This window comes from Shewanella sp. GutCb, from assembly GCF_002836135.1.
GTDB lineage: Bacteria > Pseudomonadota > Gammaproteobacteria > Enterobacterales > Shewanellaceae > Shewanella.
This window is the reverse complement of sequence record NZ_PJBL01000018.1, coordinates 19,278-37,975: the sequence shown is the minus strand read 5'-3', so window position 1 is coordinate 37,975 and position 18,698 is coordinate 19,278. Positions and strand designations below refer to the sequence as shown.

Below are 18,698 nucleotides of genomic sequence, written 5' to 3'. Positions count from 1 at the left end.
AGATTTATATGGATGTTTTGATAATGATAAATACTAATTTCATAAAGAGTAAGTCGACAATCGCCGTAAGAGGTTTAGCTAATGGGTAAGTGGTTTAAATCTGGCTCTCCTTGGATTTGGATGACCAGTGGCGCCGTGAGCGTTTGTTTAATCGCGGTACTTGGGTTGCTATTGCTAATTGCATGGCGTGGTTTAAGTTACTTTTGGCCTGCTCAGATCTATCAGTGGGAGATACAAGATCCTACCGGTGATCGTTACAGCATTATCGGTGAGATATACGATAGAGAAGAAGTGCCTATTGAGCGTTTGTTGTCTGCCGGCCATACGTTTGATGCAGACGTTGGTGATACTGTTACGCGCTACCTGATCAAAACCGGTAACCGTGAGTTTGTTGACTTAGATTTTCGCTGGGTGATGGAGACCAATATTATTTCGCGCACTAAGCCGAATGATATCGCGGTCATCGAACGTAGCAAAAACGGTGACTTCTATGGTTATCCAGTGGGGATCATTGAAGATGGCCAGCGGTTAACGCCTGATAATATTGAAACTGCTTTTGCAGAGCATATCGAACGTGCAGTTGCGCTAAATGACAAAGCGCTCGATATTCAAAAAGGCGATATCGGCACGATAAACTATGAGCTAGAGAATCTGCGCTTAGAGTCACGCCGCTACGAGTTGGATAATGCGCTGACTGATAGTCGAAAAGCTGAAATTGAAGCGCAACGTTTAACGTTAGATGCTGCATATCAAGTTGTTGAAAAAGAGTTCTTTGCCCTTAAAACTGAAGCGGGTCGTGACTTTGTCATCATTCGAGACATGCGCGGCGAAGAGGTGACACTTAAACTTGATACCATTTTAGATGTTACTTACGCTAACCGGCTCAGCATATTAGGCAAAGTCGGGCATTGGTTTATCGGTATCGGTAAGTTTGTCAGCGATGATCCACGTGAAGCGAATACTGAGGGTGGTGTATTCCCCGCTATTTTTGGTACCGTGTTTATGGTGATGTTGATGGCAGTGATCGTGACACCATTTGGGGTGATAGCGGCTATTTACCTGCACGAATACGCCAAGAAGGGGCCGGTGACTAAGATGATCCGTATCGCGGTGATTAACTTAGCGGGTGTGCCATCAATCGTTTATGGTGTGTTTGGATTAGGTTTCTTTGTTTACATGTTTGGTGGCTCAATTGACCAACTGTTTTACCCTGAAGCACTACCAGCACCCACTTTTGGATCACCAGGTGTTCTCTGGTCGGCATTAACTTTGGCCATTTTAACCCTGCCAGTGGTGATAGTATCGACGGAGGAAGGCTTAAGCCGCATTCCAAGCTCGGTGCGCCAAGGTAGTTTGGCACTGGGCGCGACGAAAGCCGAAACCTTGTGGCGCATTATCGTGCCAATGGCCAGCCCTGCGATTATGACGGGCTTGATTTTAGCGGTAGCCCGCGCTGCAGGTGAGGTTGCCCCCTTGATGTTAGTCGGCGTGGTAAAGCTTGCCCCAACACTGCCAGTGGACATTAATTTCCCATTTGTGCATTTGGAACGAAAGTTCATGCACTTAGGTTTCCACATCTATGATGTCGGTTTCCAAAGCCCTAACGTAGAAGCAGCGCGCCCCTTGGTATACGCTACTTCCTTCCTTTTGGTCTCGGTGATCGTGGGGTTAAATTTAACCGCCATTGGTGTACGAAACCACTTACGCGAAAAATATCGTTCGCTTGAGCATTAATTGACGATTATCCTAAGTGATAGGAAATAACATGATTTCAATAGATCAATCGGTAATGAAGACTGAAATGCTAGACTTAGAAAACTTGAGTAAAGAAGACACGGCATTAGAGATCCGTAACCTCGACCTTAAATATGGCGATAAGCAGGCACTGTTTGATGTGTCTATGCATATCCCTAAGAAAAAGGTCACGGCATTTATTGGCCCAAGTGGTTGCGGTAAATCAACCCTATTGCGCTGTATTAACCGCATGAATGACTTAGTTGATCACTGTCATATCAGTGGTGAAATTTTGCTGCACGGTCAGAATATCTATGACAAAAAAGTCGATGTTGCCGCACTGCGTCGTAATGTCGGCATGGTATTCCAACGTCCAAACCCATTCCCTAAATCAATTTACGAGAATGTGGTGTATGGATTGCGCCTGCAAGGCGTAAAAAATCGTCGTGATCTTGATGATGCGGCTGAGCGCTCTTTACGTGGCGCTGCGATTTGGGATGAAGTAAAAGACAGATTACATGACAATGCATTCGGACTCTCTGGCGGTCAGCAGCAGCGTTTAGTTATCGCACGTGCGATTGCGATTGAGCCAGAAGTTTTGCTGCTTGATGAACCCACATCGGCACTGGATCCCATCTCAACGTTGACGATTGAAGAGCTGATCACTGAGCTTAAATCTAAATATACCGTGGTGATTGTGACACATAATATGCAGCAGGCTGCACGTGTGTCAGATCAAACCGCCTTTATGTATATGGGTGAGCTGGTTGAATATGCTGACACTAACACCATATTTACCACACCGCGTAAGAAAAAGACTGAAGATTACATTACCGGTCGTTACGGTTAAATTGAACTGATAGAGGTTTATTACAATGGAAAACATGAACTTAAATAAACATATCTCTGGTCAGTTCAATGCTGAACTGGATGATATTCGTAATCGTGTATTGACGATGGGCGGGCTTGTTGAACGTCAGCTAGAGCAGTCTCTTGATGCTTTAGCGGCACTAGACTCTGAGCTAGCTCAGAAAGTAATTGAAGGTGACCACAAAGTGAATGGCATGGAAGTCGCCATTGACGAAGAGTGCACCCGCATCATTGCTAAGCGCCAACCCGCGGCAAGTGATTTACGCCTAGTATTGGCGATATCTAAAACCATTACCGATTTAGAACGTATTGGCGATGCGTGTGTGAAGATAGCAAAAGCGGCGCTGGACAAGCGCTCTAAAAATCAACAGCCTTTGCTGGTGAGCATTGAAAATATGGGCCGCCATGCGACGCGTACTTTGCATGCCACTCTGGATGCGTTAGCGCGTATGGACGCTGATGTGGCGCTAGAGCTGCATAAAGAAGATGCCAAGCTCGACAAAGAGTATGAAGGGATTATTCGTCAGTTGATGACCTATATGATGGCCGACCCTAGATCTATCCCAGAAGTACTTGATGTGCTTTGGGCGGCTCGTGCTGTAGAGCGTGTTGGCGATCGTTGTCAGAATATTTGCGAATACATCATCTATTACGTTAAAGGTAAAGATGTACGTCATATCTCCTATGAAGAGATGGAGAGAGACTTGAACTTCTAGTTTTGTTTGTTGATAAAGCAGACAAGGCCTGACAGCATTGAATGAATAATGAGACAAGCCCCACAGATTGATACTAAGTGGTTACTTGTTAAACTAAAAAACAGCATTTTGCTGTTTTTTTTGTATTTGGACGATAGACGAAAACCTCGGCTCAATGAATAATGTATCCGCATTAATGAATTTTGTGTTGAAAATCCAAATTTAAACCCAAACCTAAGCCAAATTCTATTAAATAGCTGGATCGGGCCTTACACGGCAGACTCTAGGTTGAGCTATTCAATACGATTTTAAATATGCGAGTGGATCAAATTCACTGAACAACCATCCGTTCAGTCTATTGATTTATTTACATGTCTTTGGTGAGTACAACTCACGGGCTTAGGCACAAAATGATAAGCCCGCCAGTGTATTCTTATATTAGCTTATAGGCTACTAACCTCTGCCAGGCCCTGTCATGCCTAGCGAGAATAGAGGCGTATACTTCATTAACTGCGGTAACTGTATGTCGATTAAATCGAGTATTAATCCACCTGTTTTTTTCTCTTCTGTTTTCCTGATCACTTTAATGGTTCTGACCACCGCTATTTGGCCGAACCAAGCGCAAGACTTCTTTAAAATTGTACAATCCTGGTTTGAGTTAAAAGCTGGCTGGCTTTATATCCTAGGCGTCGCAGTGTTTTTAATTTTTGTCATCTTCGTGATGGTGTCACGTTTTGGCGATATTAAACTTGGCCCTGATCACTCTGAACCTGATTACAGCTATAAAAGCTGGATAGCCATGTTGTTCTCCGCGGGCATGGGTATTGGTTTGATGTTTTTTGGTGTTGCAGAGCCGGTGATGCACTATCTTGCGCCGCCAGATGCCGATCCACAGACGATACAAGCTGCAAAAGATGCCATGAAGATTACGTTCTTCCATTGGGGCATTCACGCATGGGCTATATACGCCGTAGTGGCGCTGAGTTTAGCGTACTTCTCATATCGTCATAAACTACCATTGCTGCCTAGAAGCGCACTTTATCCAATATTTGGTGAGCGTATTTTTGGTCCTATCGGCCATGCTGTCGATACCTTTGCGGTATTGGGTACCATGTTTGGTGTGGCAACATCGCTTGGTTTTGGTGTGCTGCAGGTCAATTCAGGCCTTAACTATCTACTGGGTGTGCCTGTAAATGCTTACGTCCAAGTGGGCTTAATTATCGTTATTTCGCTTATTGCCACTGTATCGGTGTTCTCCGGCCTTGATAAAGGGGTGAAACGCTTAAGTGAACTTAACTTAGGTTTGGCGATACTATTACTTGTTTTCATATTGATATTTGGCCCAACAGTAGAACTGTTACAAGCTTTTGTACAAAACACTGGCGGCTACTTGAGCGACATTGTTGGTAAGACATTTAACTTATATGCCTATGAGCAGAAGAACGATTGGCTCGGTGGTTGGACGTTACTTTATTGGGGCTGGTGGATCTCATGGTCACCATTTGTAGGGACTTTTATTGCTCGTGTGTCACGTGGTCGTACTATCCGTGAGTTTCTAATCGGTGTGCTATTTGTGCCATCGGCGTTTACCTTCTTATGGATGACAGTATTTGGTAATTCTGCCATTGACGCCATAATGAACCAAGGCGCAACTTATTTATCTGATGCGGTTTCATCAGATGTATCTGTAGCGCTATTTGTGTTTTTTGAGCACATGCCATTTTCTACCTTGTTATCGACAATCGCATTATGTTTGGTAATAACCTTCTTCGTCACTTCATCAGATTCAGGTTCGTTGGTGATTGATAACTTAACCTCGGGTGGCGATCACAATGCACCCGTATGGCAACGGATTTTCTGGGCCATGTTACAAGGCATAGTGGCGTCAGTACTGTTGTTAGCAGGCGGGTTACAAGCCTTACAAACAGCAGCGATAGCCAGTGCATTGCCGTTTCTAATTGTGATGCTGCTGATGTGTTTTGGACTGTTTAAAGCATTGCAGGATGATTGGTTAAAGATCAATAGCGTGCAATCCCATAATACCAGCGTGCAATTCACCAAGACTAACGTCAGTTGGGAAGATCATATCGATGTTCTTGTCTCACATCCTAGTGAGGCTCAAGCGTTAGGTTTCTTGGAAGAAGTGGCAAAACCCGCATTAAATAAGGTCTGTGAGACTTTTAATAGCAAGGGCGTAGCGGCAGAGTTAAAGAACTTTGATAGTCGTATTCGCTTCGTCATTGCTAACGAGGAACATGATGACTTTGTTTATGGATTGCGGATCCGTGCCTTTAGTATTACCAACCCGATTGAAAGCGAAGTTGCAGAAGGTGACTCTGAGTATTATAGGGTTGAAGTATTTTTAGAACACGGTGGACAACATTACGATGTGATGGGCTTTACTCAGGAGCAAGTATTGGCTGATGTGGTTACGCAGTACGAGAAGTACCTGCATTATCTCCATCTTTCCAGTTCTGAGTATTTAGGCAGTGAAGTCTAGCGACCGATATATGACTGAATGCAAATTCAATAATTAGCGCAGTTTTAGGGTCGTAAGTACATTGAAAAAGGTTAGCTTCAATACGCAATTTAACAGTGTAATGGGCTAGCCTTTGTTATTTCAGCAAAGTTTGGCTGATTGATCATCGAACTCAGTTACAGCTGATATATTTCAGTGTTAGTATTAGATTCATAGAGACATTAAACCGAAACGAGATATACCAACATGGCAGCAGCACCAGGGCAAAGTAAGTTAGATAAAGTACTAGCCGAAGCACGAGATTATAAAGCCAAGCGTGAAACGGGTTACCGTGAGCAAGCACTTAAGCTTTATCCTTGGGTATGTGGCCGTTGTACTCGTGAGTTTAACAATGCGAACTTGCGCGAATTGACAGTGCATCATCGTGATCATAACCACGATAATAACCCATCCGATGGTACCAACTGGGAATTACTCTGTTTATATTGTCACGACAATGAGCATTCAAAGTTTGAAGAATTGATCCAGTACGGCGCCACGACCGAAGTTAAGATGGACACTGCGACGTACAATCCCTTCGCCGATCTAAAAAGTATGCTCAACAAAAAGTAATCGCACTTTAAGTTAAGACACATAAAGCCGTCGATTAACGATGAAAAAAGCCGCTAATTGCGGCTTTTTTACGTTAAATTGAACCGTCTTCGGTTGCTTTAAGTCTTGCTTCGGCTTCCAACCATTTAGCGCGGCTTAAAATAGCACTATTTTCGCCATCAAGCATATCGGCCTTACGTTGTTCAAGTTTGGTCCACACTCGCGCTTTGGTCTCATCGCTGGCGTTACCCCATCCTACTATTTCGTCAATATGGCGATAACAACCCATACAGTAATCATCTTCATTTAGCCCACAGCGAGCCACGCAGGGTGATTGCATTTTATTGTGCACCTGTTCTAATTTGCGACGAAGTGTAATACCTATTACGTTAAATTTATAGTTAACTTGAACTAGGCGATCCTGTTTATTAATATTATTTATATATTAATTCTTTTAAATCATAACGTTGATTTCTATTGGTGGTAGAGAAGTCGTTGACTTCACTGCATCAATTCAAGGCATATTGATGGGGTCGGTGACTTGAACCATAATGTGTGCCGAGGGCTTAGATTCGCCTCGGTGTTTTGAAGGCCTACAGAACGCCGACAATATGATTAAATTATTAATACAACGAGTATAAAGTAGCTAGAATTAAGTGACGAGGTTATCTGTTCGCGAGTGATTTACTTAACGTGAGCTCTAGGTTCTTATCGTAACCATTAGTTTATGTAAGCGATCTAAAACCCTAATGTGTGTTAGTTGTAGGTCTAGCAGAGAACGGATGTTAGAATTTAACTAAATAATTTATTAGTTGATAGTATTCAATATGTTGTATTTTAATGGAGGCTTTATGAAAGCGGTGTTTCGCTTTTGCTTTGTCATTGTTACGGCTGTGTTGGTTGCCGGGTGTTCCCTGTTAGAGATCAAGTTAGAAAGTGGCATTGAGCCGTTACCTAAAGATCAGTTAAATATGCGCGTTTTTAGCCGAGATTTTAGTACGGTATTTTATAGTCAGGTGGAAAGTGCCGCCGATCTAATAGAGCGCAACAGCGACAGTGTTCCCATTAAGTCGAATACACTGATGTGGAAAATTAACGCCGAGCAGAATCTGCAACATACCATATTTCAAGCATCTCCTACTGCAGCCATGGTTGATACCTGGGTGTTTACCGAACAAATGGTGCAATTCTTTGAATCCGGCGCCGGTAAGAATGTGTTTGGTGAACAGCAGCAAACGGCTATCGACGTGAGTCAGCATCTGAGAGATCAGTTTGAACGCACGATTAAAAAATTTGGTGCGGCAAGTTTCCAAAAGAACCAGAATTTCGTTAAGCAATATGTTGCACTGTACCCGATTAATGATATGTCATTTACGCGTCAGTCAGCCTTTACTGATTGGTTAGAGTACAATGAAATCAATGAGTTTGATGCGGTAACCACTTTTGGTACCGTGCCTGAGGTAATGAGTGATATTTCTGACAGAATGGCAATGATTGCCGAGCAAATGCCAAAGATATTGGGCTGGAAAGCAGAGCTTTATGCATTACATTCCAATATTAACGCCGATGAAGTGCAAGCCACTTTAATGAGTATTAGTGATACCTCAGCCAAGTTTCAGCAACTCATGGCGCAAAGCCCCGAGATGATGCAAGCGCTAGCGGTCGATCTGCGCAGAGAGTTAACGCCACTGTTAGTGCAATTGAGTGCATCAACAGACGATAAGCTGGCGCAATTGTCAGTTGAGCGACAAGCGCTAGAGTTGATGGTGAAAAACGAGCGTATTGCATTAGAAGCCATGGTGACGAGAGAGCGCGCTGCAGCGGCAGTTGATTTAGAGAAAATATCTGAGCAAACCGTTAAAGTGGTTTTTGAAGAGGTCACTAAAACGCTCAAGAGCCTAATACTCTATTTTGTATTGTTCTTGCTGGTGGTCTTTTTTGCTCCGCTGGGGCTTGGCGTATGGCTGGGAAGGCGGATGCAAGTTAAAAAGCAAGATTCAATAGCGCCATAACCCTTGCGGTAAAGAGCTGTGATAAACTGGCGTTACTTATCTAAAAGGAGACTTAAAAAAGTCTCCTTTTATTGTTTAAAGCGGTTCTAATGTCTTTTAACATCAACGTCGAATCAATGTTTATCTCATATGCAGCAAAATAATAGCCCAAGATCAGCCTTTGCGACTCAATTCAAACAGCTCGACAGTTTGCTGAACTTGAGCCGTACACTTTGGCAAAACCGCAGTTTTGAATGTCGTGAATTACCCTGGGGTGATGCTTTTCCGACGCTAGCGAGATCGGTTTGGCAAATTGCAGATGATGAACTTGATACTATTGATGCCTGTCAGTTAAGCCTAAGTGAGCGATTACTACCGTCGTTAAAGCAAGATCTACAGGCCGCTGGAAGCGATTGGGACTTAAACTTATTACTCCCGGAGATTGCAGCGGCTATATCCACTGAGCCTGCAGAAATAATTCCATCATTAAATGATGTAAGCACTGGGTCATTTAATGATGAAAGTATTCGGCCATTAGCATTACTGCAAGCGAATGATATGGCCCATTTTAGTGCGCATATAAAAGGGCGTAAGTGGCAACAGATCACGGCTTTTGTTGAACATTTGCCGGATACTAAACTGCCTGTGCTTGAATGGTGTGCTGGAAAAGGGCATTTAGGGCGCTTGATCGCAAAAGCGACAGGGCGCAGCGTGGTAAGTTTAGAGTGGCAGCAGAGCCTGTGCGCTGCAGGCGAGCAGTTTGCAGATAAATGGCAGTTACCACAGCGTTTTGTCTGTGCTGATGCGTTTGCGGAGCAGCAAGGCCAGCTTGAGGAGCAACAGCTGGCTGTAGCGCTGCATGCTTGCGGTGATCTGCACGTTACCTTGTTACAGCACGCCAGTAATGCTGGGACTCGGCAAGTGGTGATATCGCCGTGTTGCTACCATCTTATTCAGGCTCAGTATTACCAGCCACTCTCAATGACGGCTAAAGCAAGCGATCTGCTGTTGACTAGAGCAGATCTGCAGCTGCCTTTGCAACAAAGCATGATAGCCAGTGCTAAAGGTAATCAATATCGGCTGCAAGAGATGGCATGGCGCTTAGGATTCGATTCTTTGCAACGTGAGATGCGTCAAGTGGATGAGTATTTGCCCATTCCATCTATTAAGCAAAGTCAGCTCAATGGTGAGTTTGAAACGTTCAGTCGCTGGGCCGCAGACACCAAGAAAGTGCCCTTGATTGATTCGATAGACTGGGCACATTATCAAGCCAACGGGCGTGAACGACAGCGACTGACTCGTCGCATCGATTTGGTGGCCCATCTTTTCAGAAGCGTATTCGAAAAATGGCTATTACTTGACCGAGTTTGCTTTTTAGAAGAGAGCGGTTACCAAGTAAAGTTGAGTGAATTTTGTTCAAACAGTATTACGCCTCGAAATGCGATAATTAGTGCATTTAAATAGAAAAATGACAGTTTGATAATTTAATAAGTGCGTAACAAATTGTTTATTAAGTTGTAATTGAGTCAGTGATGATTGAATCTGACGGTAAAGTGGTGCCATTTTTAGAGCAAAGTTGATGATAGAGTGGATTTAAAGGTCTCAGTTATGAGGTTTTTTATTGAATCATCTGCTTTTTCTTGCTCAAATGGCTGGTTAATAATAAATAATTATCTTCATTGGTCGTAAATTGGCCAGTTTAGTGAGCGATTAAATACAGTTTCATGAAATATTCCCGCGTTTTTATCAATAGCATGGCCTACGAATTAGCGCCTGAAGTTGTTTCAACTTCGGAGCTTGAATCTCGTTTAGCGCCGTTATACAAAAAGTTTCGTATTCCGATGGGGCAACTTGCTGCATTGACTGGGATCCATGAAAGACGTTGGTGGCCAAAAGGGCACAGATTGTCTGACGGAGCATTAGCTGCGGCGCACAAGGCGATTGATGAAACTGGCGTCGATATCAGCGATTTAGGCGCAGTGGTTTACACTGGCGTTTGCCGTGACCAACATGAACCCGCAACAGCATGTCGTATCGCCGCTGAACTTGGCGTCTCTAAAAATACGGCAATTTATGATATCAGTAACGCGTGTTTAGGCGTGTTGTCAGGTATTTTAGATATTGCTAACCGCATTGAGTTAGGCCAAATCAAAGCCGGTCTGGTGGTTTCTTGTGAGTCTGCTCGCCATATTGTGGATATCACCATCGACAAAATGCTTGCTGAACCGACGATGCAAAACTTTGCATCGTCGCTAGCAACATTAACCGGTGGCTCTGGTGCCGTTGCTGTTTTGCTTACAGATGGCAGCCTCAATTTAAAAGGTGATCGTCAGCATCAGTTGTTAGGTGCAAGTCATCTTTCAGCGCCGCAACATTACGATTTGTGCCAATGGGGACTCGAAGAAGCGGGTCCGCAGTTATACCGCGAATTTATGCGCACCAATGGTGTGGCTTTGCTTAAAGAGGGTGTTGAGCTCGCGCGCCATACTTGGAGCCACTTCTTAGATCAGCGCAGCTGGTTAGTTGAGCAAGTTGATAAAGTTATTTGTCACCAAGTGGGTTCGTCAAATCGTCGTAATGTTCTGCAAGCACTTAACATTCCTGAAGAAAAAGAGTTTCCGACTTATAGATTACTGGGCAACATGGGCACGGTTTCATTGCCCGTTACCGCTGCTATGGCACATGACCAAGGCTTTTTGAAAAGCGGCGACCAAGTGAGCTTTTTAGGCATTGGTAGTGGCTTAAATTGCATGATGTTGGGGCTTAAGTGGTAACACCACTGACCAGCAGCATTCGTCGCTGGTAAGCCTTACGCATTTATCATAAGTCCAGTATAAAATTATAGGAAGCGTCATGTTAGACACCCTACACCCATTTAAACGTAATTATTTAGATAGAAACGGCAATAAACTTCAGTATGTGAATGAAGGTTCTGGCGACCCGGTCGTGATGGTTCACGGTAACCCGAGCTGGTCGTTTTATTATCGTAATCTTATTAGCGCGCTAAGCGGTAAGCATCAATGCATAGTGCCTGATCATATTGGTTGTGGCCTTTCTGATAAGCCTGATGACAGCGGTTACGATTACACTCTGAAAAGTCGTATAGACGATCTTGAAGCCTTGCTTGAGCATTTAGACGTTAAAGATAATATTACCCTTGTTGTCCACGATTGGGGCGGCATGATTGGTATGGGTTACGCTGCTCGCTATCCTGAACGTATTAAGCGTTTAGTTATTCTCAATACGGGCGCGTTTCACCTTCCGAAAACAAAACCTTTTCCGTGGGCGCTTTCAATCTGCCGTAATACCCTTCTAGGGACATGTTTGGTGCGTGGCTTTAATGCTTTCTCATCGGCAGCGTCTTATGTGGGTGTGAAGCGTAAGCCGATGCATAAAGATATCCGTCAGGCCTACGTTGCCCCGTTTAACTCGTGGGCAAACCGTATCTCCACTTTACGTTTTGTGCAGGATATTCCGTTAAAGCCGGGCGATCGTAATTATGAGATGGTGTCAGACATTGCCGCAAGCTTAGATAAGTTTGCCAATGTGCCCACCGTGATCTGCTGGGGACTGCAAGATTTTGTGTTTGATAAGCACTTTTTGGATGAATGGAAACAAAGAATGCCCCATGCACAAGTGCATGAGTTTGCTGATTGTGGCCACTATATTCTTGAGGACGCTAGCGATGAAGTCATTGCTCATATCAACACCTTCATCGATGAAAATAGCATTGAAGCAGTACAAGACTCGGTGGCGTAAATAGAATGATTAGCCCGCTTGAGCGTCAGCACGTTGGTGCCAATCTTTGTCGTCATCTTGTCGACGCTGCCAACCACATACCTGACTCTCTTGCTGTTGCTGTACAACACTCCCGCGGTCAAGCACTTGACCGCTTAAGCTATGAAGAGATGGACTTTCAAACGCTTAATGCTAAAAGCGATCACATCGCTGCCGCATTGATCCAGTTTGGGCTGACTCCAGGCATGAAAGCGGTGCTGATGGTCACTCCCAGTATCGATTTCTTCTGTTTGACCTTTGCGCTGTTTAAAGCGGGTATTATCCCTATTTTGGTCGATCCTGGAATGGGAATTAAAAACCTCAAACAGTGTTTTATTGAGGCCAAACCAGATGTGTTTATAGGGATCCCTAAAGCGCATGTCGCTAGACGTTTGTTTGGCTGGGGCAAGCACAGTGTCAACCACCTGATCTCAGTGGGTGGTGGTAGGCTCGTTAATGGCTTAACGGGTGCCGTTAACCTAGAACAAATAGTCAAAGAGTGTGATAACACCGCCTTTAAACTGCAATGGCTAGCGGATGACGCTATGGCGGCGATTCTGTTTACCAGTGGCAGTACGGGCACGCCAAAAGGGGTGGTCTATTCCCATAAAATGTTTGAAGCACAAATTAGTGCGCTTAAACATGATTACGCCATCAAATCGGGTGAGCGCGATTTGGCTACTTTCCCGCTATTCTCCTTATTTGGGCCCGCGTTGGGCATGGCATCGATTGTGCCAGACATGGATGCAAGTAAACCCATTACAGCCAATCCCGAATTTATCTTTGCTGCTATTGAAAAGTATCAATGCAGCAATATGTTTGTTAACCCGGCATTGATAGAGCGTTTAGGTCAAGCGGGAAGTCGCACCAATCACCAACTCACCAGTATCAAGCGAGTGATATCGGCTGGCGCCCCCGCAACCATCTCATCGATTAAACGCTTTAGCGCTATGCTCAATAGTGATGTTGAAGTGCTTAATTCTTATGGCGCGACAGAGTCTCTACCTTTAAGTAAAATTGGCAGCCAATCGCTATTTAATACCACCACTATTACCGACAATGGGGGTGGGATCTGTGTTGGAAGTGCCATTTCAGGCGTTGATATCTCGATTATCGATATTGATGAAAGCCCAATTGAAAACTGGCACGACACACTATCGCTCCCCCCGTATCAGATTGGCGAAATTGTGGTTAAAGGCCCGATGGTGAGCCGCGCTTATTACCAAAGAGAAAGCGCGACCATAGCGGCTAAAATCAACGACGGCGGATTCATTCGACACCGAATGGGCGACTTGGGCTATCTTGATGATAAAGGCTTATTGTGGATGTGTGGGCGTAAAGCGCATCGCGTAGATGCAATAACCGCGGATAACGGGATTCAACGTTACTACTCCATTCCTGTTGAGCGGATTTTTAATACCCATGCTGAGATCAAACGCAGTGCGCTTGTGGGTGTGATGATTGCGGGTAAATTAACCCCGTTAGTCTGTATTGAGCTTAATCAAGCAGCGGCCTGTTCAAAGTCGAGCTTATTGTACGCTCAATTACGAATGTTGGCAGAGCAACACAGCCACACACAGGGGATTGAGCGTTTTCTCATTCACCCTGATTTTCCCGTCGATATTCGCCACAACGCCAAAATATTTAGAGAGAAATTGGCCGTTTGGGCCCAGAAACAGATCAAGGAATAGTTGATTGTGTCTGACAATAACCCGTTAGTCCCCCCTTTGAGTGTCTTTGCCCTAGAAGAACAAACGGCACTGATTAATCTAAAAAATTACGCATCGCACGCATTTGTCACCGGCGCGGGTGGTTTTTTAGGTAAAGCCATTTGTGAACGCTTGCTTGCGATTGGCATTAAGGTGACAGGGTTCGCCCGTGGTGATCACCCCTTGCTGTCAGCGATGGGCGTGAAGATGGTAAAGGGCGATCTTGCTGACGAAGCAGGGGTATTAACGGCGATGCAAGGCTGCGATATTGTATTTCATGTGGCCTCTAAAGCGGGTGTTTGGGGTAGCAAGCAGAGCTATTTTTCACCCAATGTTGATGGAACTCGATTTATCATCAAGGCTTGCAAAAAATCCAATATCAGCAAACTTATATACACCAGCACCCCAAGCGTTACGTTTACAGGCCATGATGAAAATGGCTGTGATGAATCAGCGCCGTATGCAGAGCAATATCTTAATCATTATGGTGAATCTAAAGCGGTTGCCGAAAAGATGATGATCAGCGCCAGTGGTGATAAAACCGATGCAGGACAAATGCTGCAGACGGTGTCATTAAGGCCACACCTTATTTGGGGGCCAGGTGACCCACATTTGGTACCACGGGTACTTGAACGTGCTAAAGCAGGGCGTTTAAAGCTGGTGGGTCAGCAAGATAAGTTAGTCGATACTATCTACGTTGGTAACGCGGCCTTTGCACATATCTTAGCGGCAGAGCGGTTATGCAGAGCAAATGCAGCAGGACTAAAAGCGCAGTGCGCTGGCAAAGCCTATTATTTGAGTAATGATGAGCCGATTACCATGGCTGAGATGCTGAATAAAATTTTGGCATGCCAATCACTGCCAAGCGTCAGTAAGCGGGTACCCACTTCACTTGCTTATGGCGTTGGCGCAGTATTGGAAACGGTTTACCATCTATTAGGTAAAACGGAAGAACCTATAATGACCCGTTTTGTTGCAAGGCAGCTTTCCACCAGTCACTATTATAATATCAGCGCCGCGAAACGCGATTTAGGTTATAGCGCAATAGTAAGTATTGATGAAGGTATGCAACGACTTAAAAAATCGCTAAGTTAGTGTAGGCTTGAACCTAGCAACTCCTCGTACAGGGTCACAGACCAAATAAGGTCACTTTTATGAGCCACTAATAAATCCACATTTGTAATGCAACCCAAGGAATGGTGTTATGCACAAAGCGAGTTGTAACTGTCGTCAGTTATCTTTAACGGTCATAGGTGAGCCCATTCGGGTGTCTGTGTGTCATTGTAATGCCTGTCAAAAACGGACTGGAAGCGCTTTTGGTGTTCAGGCTCGCTATCAATTGAGTCAAGTCACGTTTAGTGGCGCCAGCCATCACTATCAACGTACCGGCGATGAAGGCGCGGTGATCACTTTTCAATTTTGTCCTCATTGCGGTGGGAATCTGTGGTTTACCATGGACGTAATGCCAGAGGTGGTTGCTATTCCACTAGGTAACTTTGCCGATGATGCAGTGTCAAAAGCGCAGTTAGCCTCGCCTACAATGACGGTATATCAAACTCGTTGTCATGATTGGGTTAAGCTTGAAGGTATCGACGAGGTTTATGATTAACCTTTTAACCCTGTTTTCAAATTAAGTAGATTGTTAATTTCAAGGAACAGAAATGAAACGAATCAAACCTAAGTCGATGTTTGTTATTACGCTATTGATATTGGTTGCATCTTCCTTGAGCGCCGCTGAAAACCCCTTTATTGGTAGTTGGAAGTTAACTTCTGGTCAGTACCTCGATGGTAATGGAAAATGGGTGCAATACGGCGACCTAAAGCTGAGTGCGATTAAAGTTATCTCTGAAAATCATTTTAGTTTTACTACCATGAAAAATATCGGCACAGAGGCTAAACCAGAGAGTGAGTTTTGGGCTGCAGGCACGGGACGCTATACATATACAGCAACGGAATATGTCGAATACCCACAACTGAACTCATTTGGAGTAGCTGCAGATACGCCGTTTGCTTTTACTTACCAGATTACAGGTGAAGAGTGGCAAACTAAGCGAACAGAAAATGGCGAGCTGAAAGAGCAAGAGCTGTGGTTAAAGCTCGACTAGTGTGGCGGTAAGTATTAGAACATAGCAGCAAAAACACAGGGAATATCGACATGAACAAAAAAGCACAACGGGACATTGAGAAAGGCTATAGCAATGCCGACTTCGCCGCCAAACTTAGGCGTTTAGCTGATTCATTAGAGTCGGGCGAAAAGTTTGAAATACAGATTGCTGGCGAGAGGGTCTATGTCCCCGTTCGCGCGGAATATAGCGTCGAGCACGAACGCAGTGATGATGAAGAAGAGATTGAGTTTCAAATTAAGTGGTCACCTAAATAAACTTTAGCGACTGCAGATAAAAGGCACTGTATTGAAAGTACCTCTTCGACATTGTGCCTATTATCCGTTAACTATGTCGTATCAGACCGATTATTATAGGATAAATGTATTCCTTGGGGTAATTGGTGATTATGACTCTACCATCATCACTAAATAGGCTGGATACTAAAGCGGATTTGAACCCTATTCTGGAGTTTGTATATCACAATATAAACAGCGTTGACTATACAGCGCCAAAATACGGATGTTTTTTTTATGCTAATAATTTAATTTTTCATAAAGAAGACTAATTTATTGACGACAATGTCTCGATGTTTATCTTCTTCAATAAATAGACCATGCAATGCCCCTTTAATCACTTCAATGTAGCTATTAGGACAAGTTTCATTAAATTTATCTTGCGCTAAATTACTTACTACATAGTCATGTCCGGCTTGTAATATCAGGACTGGAACATCAACCTTATGTGCATTTATTAATGCTTTATCACACGCTTTAATTGATTCTTGGATCCATTTAGTACTCGGGCCATTTAGCTTTAAATTTGGCTTTTCATTATAGCTATCGGTATAACGTGAGTAGCGTAATTTACTGTTAGTCACTACGTTTTTATCAAATTCAGGGAAATCATAAAAAGAACGACCTAATGCGTAATTTGGCTTTTTAGTAAAACGCTCAACGATGGAATGACTAGAGGTATCTAACTTACTTTTAATCGATAAACCAAGACCAAACATAGGCGCACTTAATAATAACTTTTTAACTTTATGTTCATAAAGTTGAATGTATTGAGTGCAAATGTTCGCGCCCATAGAATGTCCTGTTAAATAACACTCCCCATCACAATTTGGATAAACAACTTTATCCATAAATAGTTGTAAATCAACAATATAATCTTGAAACTCGTTTATATGCCCTAAATCAAGATCAGATGCCCATCGCTCAGATTCGCCTTGACCTCGATGATCATAAGTATAAACATTATAAAAATGTGACAGTTCATAAATGAGTTCTAAATAACCCCAATAAGATTCATTTCTGCCGTTAACAATCACCAAGGTATCTTTCTTATTATGTGGGTTATAATTAATCCAATTAATTCTGACCTTGTCAAAACCATTAAAACTGCCGCGTATTAAATTTTTAATGACCTCTGCACATGCCTTCTCTGCGGTATGAACATCATCTTTGGTTTTTAGGGGGAACTCGGCCACATTTGAGAGATCAAATTGACCTTTATGTATTTTATCCGCAATCAGATTAAGGTATTTTTTACCCATCTCAAACCCTAATGCATAATCGCTATCCACTGCCTTTTTAGTAGAATTAACCAAAGATGTTTTCAAATGGGTCGCTGGATGGATTTCATAAATAACAACATCATCAGGTGGGTTTTCTAAAAATTTCTGGTCCGCTCGATATGCATCTTCATGAGTCATTAATAAGTGGCTTAAATGTTTAATTTTATTAGGGCCCACTTTTTTTAAAAAATTCAACCACTCATGGTTATAACTTGCATCGATAGGGATGGTTCTAATGACAACGATATGCTTATAACCAAGCTTATATGCTTTTCTAACCGGAATCGGTGCTGTAACGCCACCATCATACCAATCATCGTTATCAATTTTTATCGGATTGATAGTCAATAGAGGAATGGCACAAGTGGCTTTTAATGATTTTTTCCAAGAGCCTCTTTTTAAATCTAAACATTTAGCTTTCATACTATTGATATTGGTTGCAACACAATATAACTCGCGATTCTCTAAGTTTTTTAATCCAGTCTCCCAATCAAGAGCCAGATGCGTTTCAGTAGCATGAATTAATAGATCTAAATTTAAGCTGTTTTCACCACGGAATATATTTTTAATATTAAAGAAATTGGGATCACGAGTCACTTGATTAATGACATCATAAGCATGTCTATATTGACCACATGCGTATGACGCTAGGTTCAATGCGCCTGCTGATGTACCAATTAAACAATGAAATGGATTATAATTTGCTTTCAAGAATGCATCTAATACACCAGAAGTGAATACACCTCTCTGGCCTCCACCTTCACAAACTAATGCAAATTTGTCGACATTTTCATGTCGTAAAGGGTAAGCGTCAGTATCGATCTGAGAAATAGAAAAGTGATTAACCATAAATTTATATACCGATGATTTAATTCAACATTTGTAACAGCGGTGAAATATTCATTAAGAACATCCAGCCTAATGATGGGGTATCAAAAAACAGAGAAACTTAAAAATAGTCCATATACATAATTATAGCACTATCGTATGTCAGATACAGATCGCTAGATCTCAGCAGTAAGTGACACACGCTTGTTGGTTATAAATGCATAGGGACTTAGATGCCCTAAGGCTTTTAGCATCCTCATGTTAATCAATAAATTGATTTTAAATTGTTGCTCTACTGATTGTAACCTCTTGGTATTCCTTATTAAACGATGTTGCAACATCA

16 protein-coding genes are annotated in these 18,698 nt (G+C 43.1%); 14 read left to right on the top strand and 2 right to left on the bottom strand.

The annotated features are described in order from the left end of the window. The first annotated feature begins 81 nt into the window (after nt 1–81). From pstA to CXF86_RS10635, 5 genes are all read left to right on the top strand, one after another. Complete coding sequence (gene pstA / locus CXF86_RS10655) at nt 82–1,734, top strand: phosphate ABC transporter permease PstA (protein WP_101093295.1); 1,653 nt, start codon at nt 82–84, stop codon at nt 1,732–1,734. A 31-nt stretch (nt 1,735–1,765) separates the two neighbouring features. Beyond that, on the top strand, nt 1,766–2,584 hold the full coding sequence (gene pstB, locus CXF86_RS10650; RefSeq protein ID WP_101093294.1) for a phosphate ABC transporter ATP-binding protein PstB: 819 nt from the start codon (nt 1,766–1,768) through the stop codon (nt 2,582–2,584). Between the two features lie 25 nt (nt 2,585–2,609). Then, the gene (phoU, locus tag CXF86_RS10645) at nt 2,610–3,320 is read left to right on the top strand and encodes a phosphate signaling complex protein PhoU (protein WP_101093292.1); all 711 of its coding nucleotides are present in this window, start codon (nt 2,610–2,612) and stop codon (nt 3,318–3,320) included. Nucleotides 3,321–3,822: 502 nt separating this feature from the next. Continuing rightward, nucleotides 3,823–5,799 (top strand): BCCT family transporter, encoded by a 1,977-nt coding sequence (locus CXF86_RS10640; RefSeq protein ID WP_101093290.1) that lies wholly within the window; start codon nt 3,823–3,825, stop codon nt 5,797–5,799. A 225-nt stretch (nt 5,800–6,024) separates the two neighbouring features. Then, a complete protein-coding gene (locus CXF86_RS10635; protein WP_101093288.1) occupies nt 6,025–6,390 on the top strand; it encodes a YajD family HNH nuclease in 366 nt (121 codons plus the stop codon). A gap of 73 nt (nt 6,391–6,463) precedes the next feature. Here CXF86_RS10635 and CXF86_RS10630 read toward each other — a convergent pair whose 3' ends face one another. Continuing rightward, a complete protein-coding gene (locus tag CXF86_RS10630; RefSeq protein ID WP_101093286.1) occupies nt 6,464–6,709 on the bottom strand; it encodes a DUF1289 domain-containing protein in 246 nt (81 codons plus the stop codon). 511 nt (nt 6,710–7,220) lie between these two features. Here CXF86_RS10630 and CXF86_RS10625 point away from each other — a divergent pair. The 9 genes from CXF86_RS10625 to CXF86_RS10585 all read left to right on the top strand — a co-directional run bounded on the left by CXF86_RS10625 (nt 7,221) and on the right by CXF86_RS10585 (nt 16,226). Then, on the top strand, nt 7,221–8,381 hold the full coding sequence (locus tag CXF86_RS10625) for a chemotaxis protein (protein ID WP_102038943.1): 1,161 nt from the start codon (nt 7,221–7,223) through the stop codon (nt 8,379–8,381). Nucleotides 8,382–8,510: 129 nt separating this feature from the next. Continuing rightward, nucleotides 8,511–9,824 (top strand): methyltransferase, encoded by a 1,314-nt coding sequence (locus tag CXF86_RS10620; protein WP_102038942.1) that lies wholly within the window; start codon nt 8,511–8,513, stop codon nt 9,822–9,824. Between the two features lie 260 nt (nt 9,825–10,084). Further along, complete coding sequence (locus CXF86_RS10615) at nt 10,085–11,134, top strand: 3-oxoacyl-ACP synthase III (RefSeq protein ID WP_101093280.1); 1,050 nt, start codon at nt 10,085–10,087, stop codon at nt 11,132–11,134. A gap of 79 nt (nt 11,135–11,213) precedes the next feature. Beyond that, nucleotides 11,214–12,119 (top strand): alpha/beta fold hydrolase, encoded by a 906-nt coding sequence (locus tag CXF86_RS10610; RefSeq protein WP_102038941.1) that lies wholly within the window; start codon nt 11,214–11,216, stop codon nt 12,117–12,119. A gap of 5 nt (nt 12,120–12,124) precedes the next feature. Next, nucleotides 12,125–13,828 (top strand): olefin beta-lactone synthetase, encoded by a 1,704-nt coding sequence (gene oleC / locus CXF86_RS10605; protein ID WP_102038940.1) that lies wholly within the window; start codon nt 12,125–12,127, stop codon nt 13,826–13,828. 6 nt (nt 13,829–13,834) lie between these two features. Further along, complete coding sequence (gene oleD / locus CXF86_RS10600) at nt 13,835–14,941, top strand: 2-alkyl-3-oxoalkanoate reductase (protein WP_102039009.1); 1,107 nt, start codon at nt 13,835–13,837, stop codon at nt 14,939–14,941. A gap of 109 nt (nt 14,942–15,050) precedes the next feature. Continuing rightward, nucleotides 15,051–15,455 carry a GFA family protein gene (locus CXF86_RS10595; RefSeq protein WP_101093275.1) on the top strand — a complete coding sequence of 135 codons (405 nt, stop codon included), beginning with the start codon at nt 15,051–15,053 and terminating at the stop codon, nt 15,453–15,455. 52 nt (nt 15,456–15,507) lie between these two features. Beyond that, entirely contained in the window at nt 15,508–15,951 is a 444-nt protein-coding gene (locus CXF86_RS10590) for a hypothetical protein (RefSeq protein WP_102038939.1), read from the top strand. A gap of 50 nt (nt 15,952–16,001) precedes the next feature. Continuing rightward, a complete protein-coding gene (locus CXF86_RS10585; protein WP_101093271.1) occupies nt 16,002–16,226 on the top strand; it encodes an amphi-Trp domain-containing protein in 225 nt (74 codons plus the stop codon). A gap of 266 nt (nt 16,227–16,492) precedes the next feature. Here CXF86_RS10585 and CXF86_RS10580 read toward each other — a convergent pair whose 3' ends face one another. Beyond that, nucleotides 16,493–18,376 (bottom strand): alpha/beta fold hydrolase, encoded by a 1,884-nt coding sequence (locus tag CXF86_RS10580; RefSeq protein ID WP_102038938.1) that lies wholly within the window; start codon nt 18,374–18,376, stop codon nt 16,493–16,495. Between the last annotated feature and the right edge of the window lie 322 nt (nt 18,377–18,698).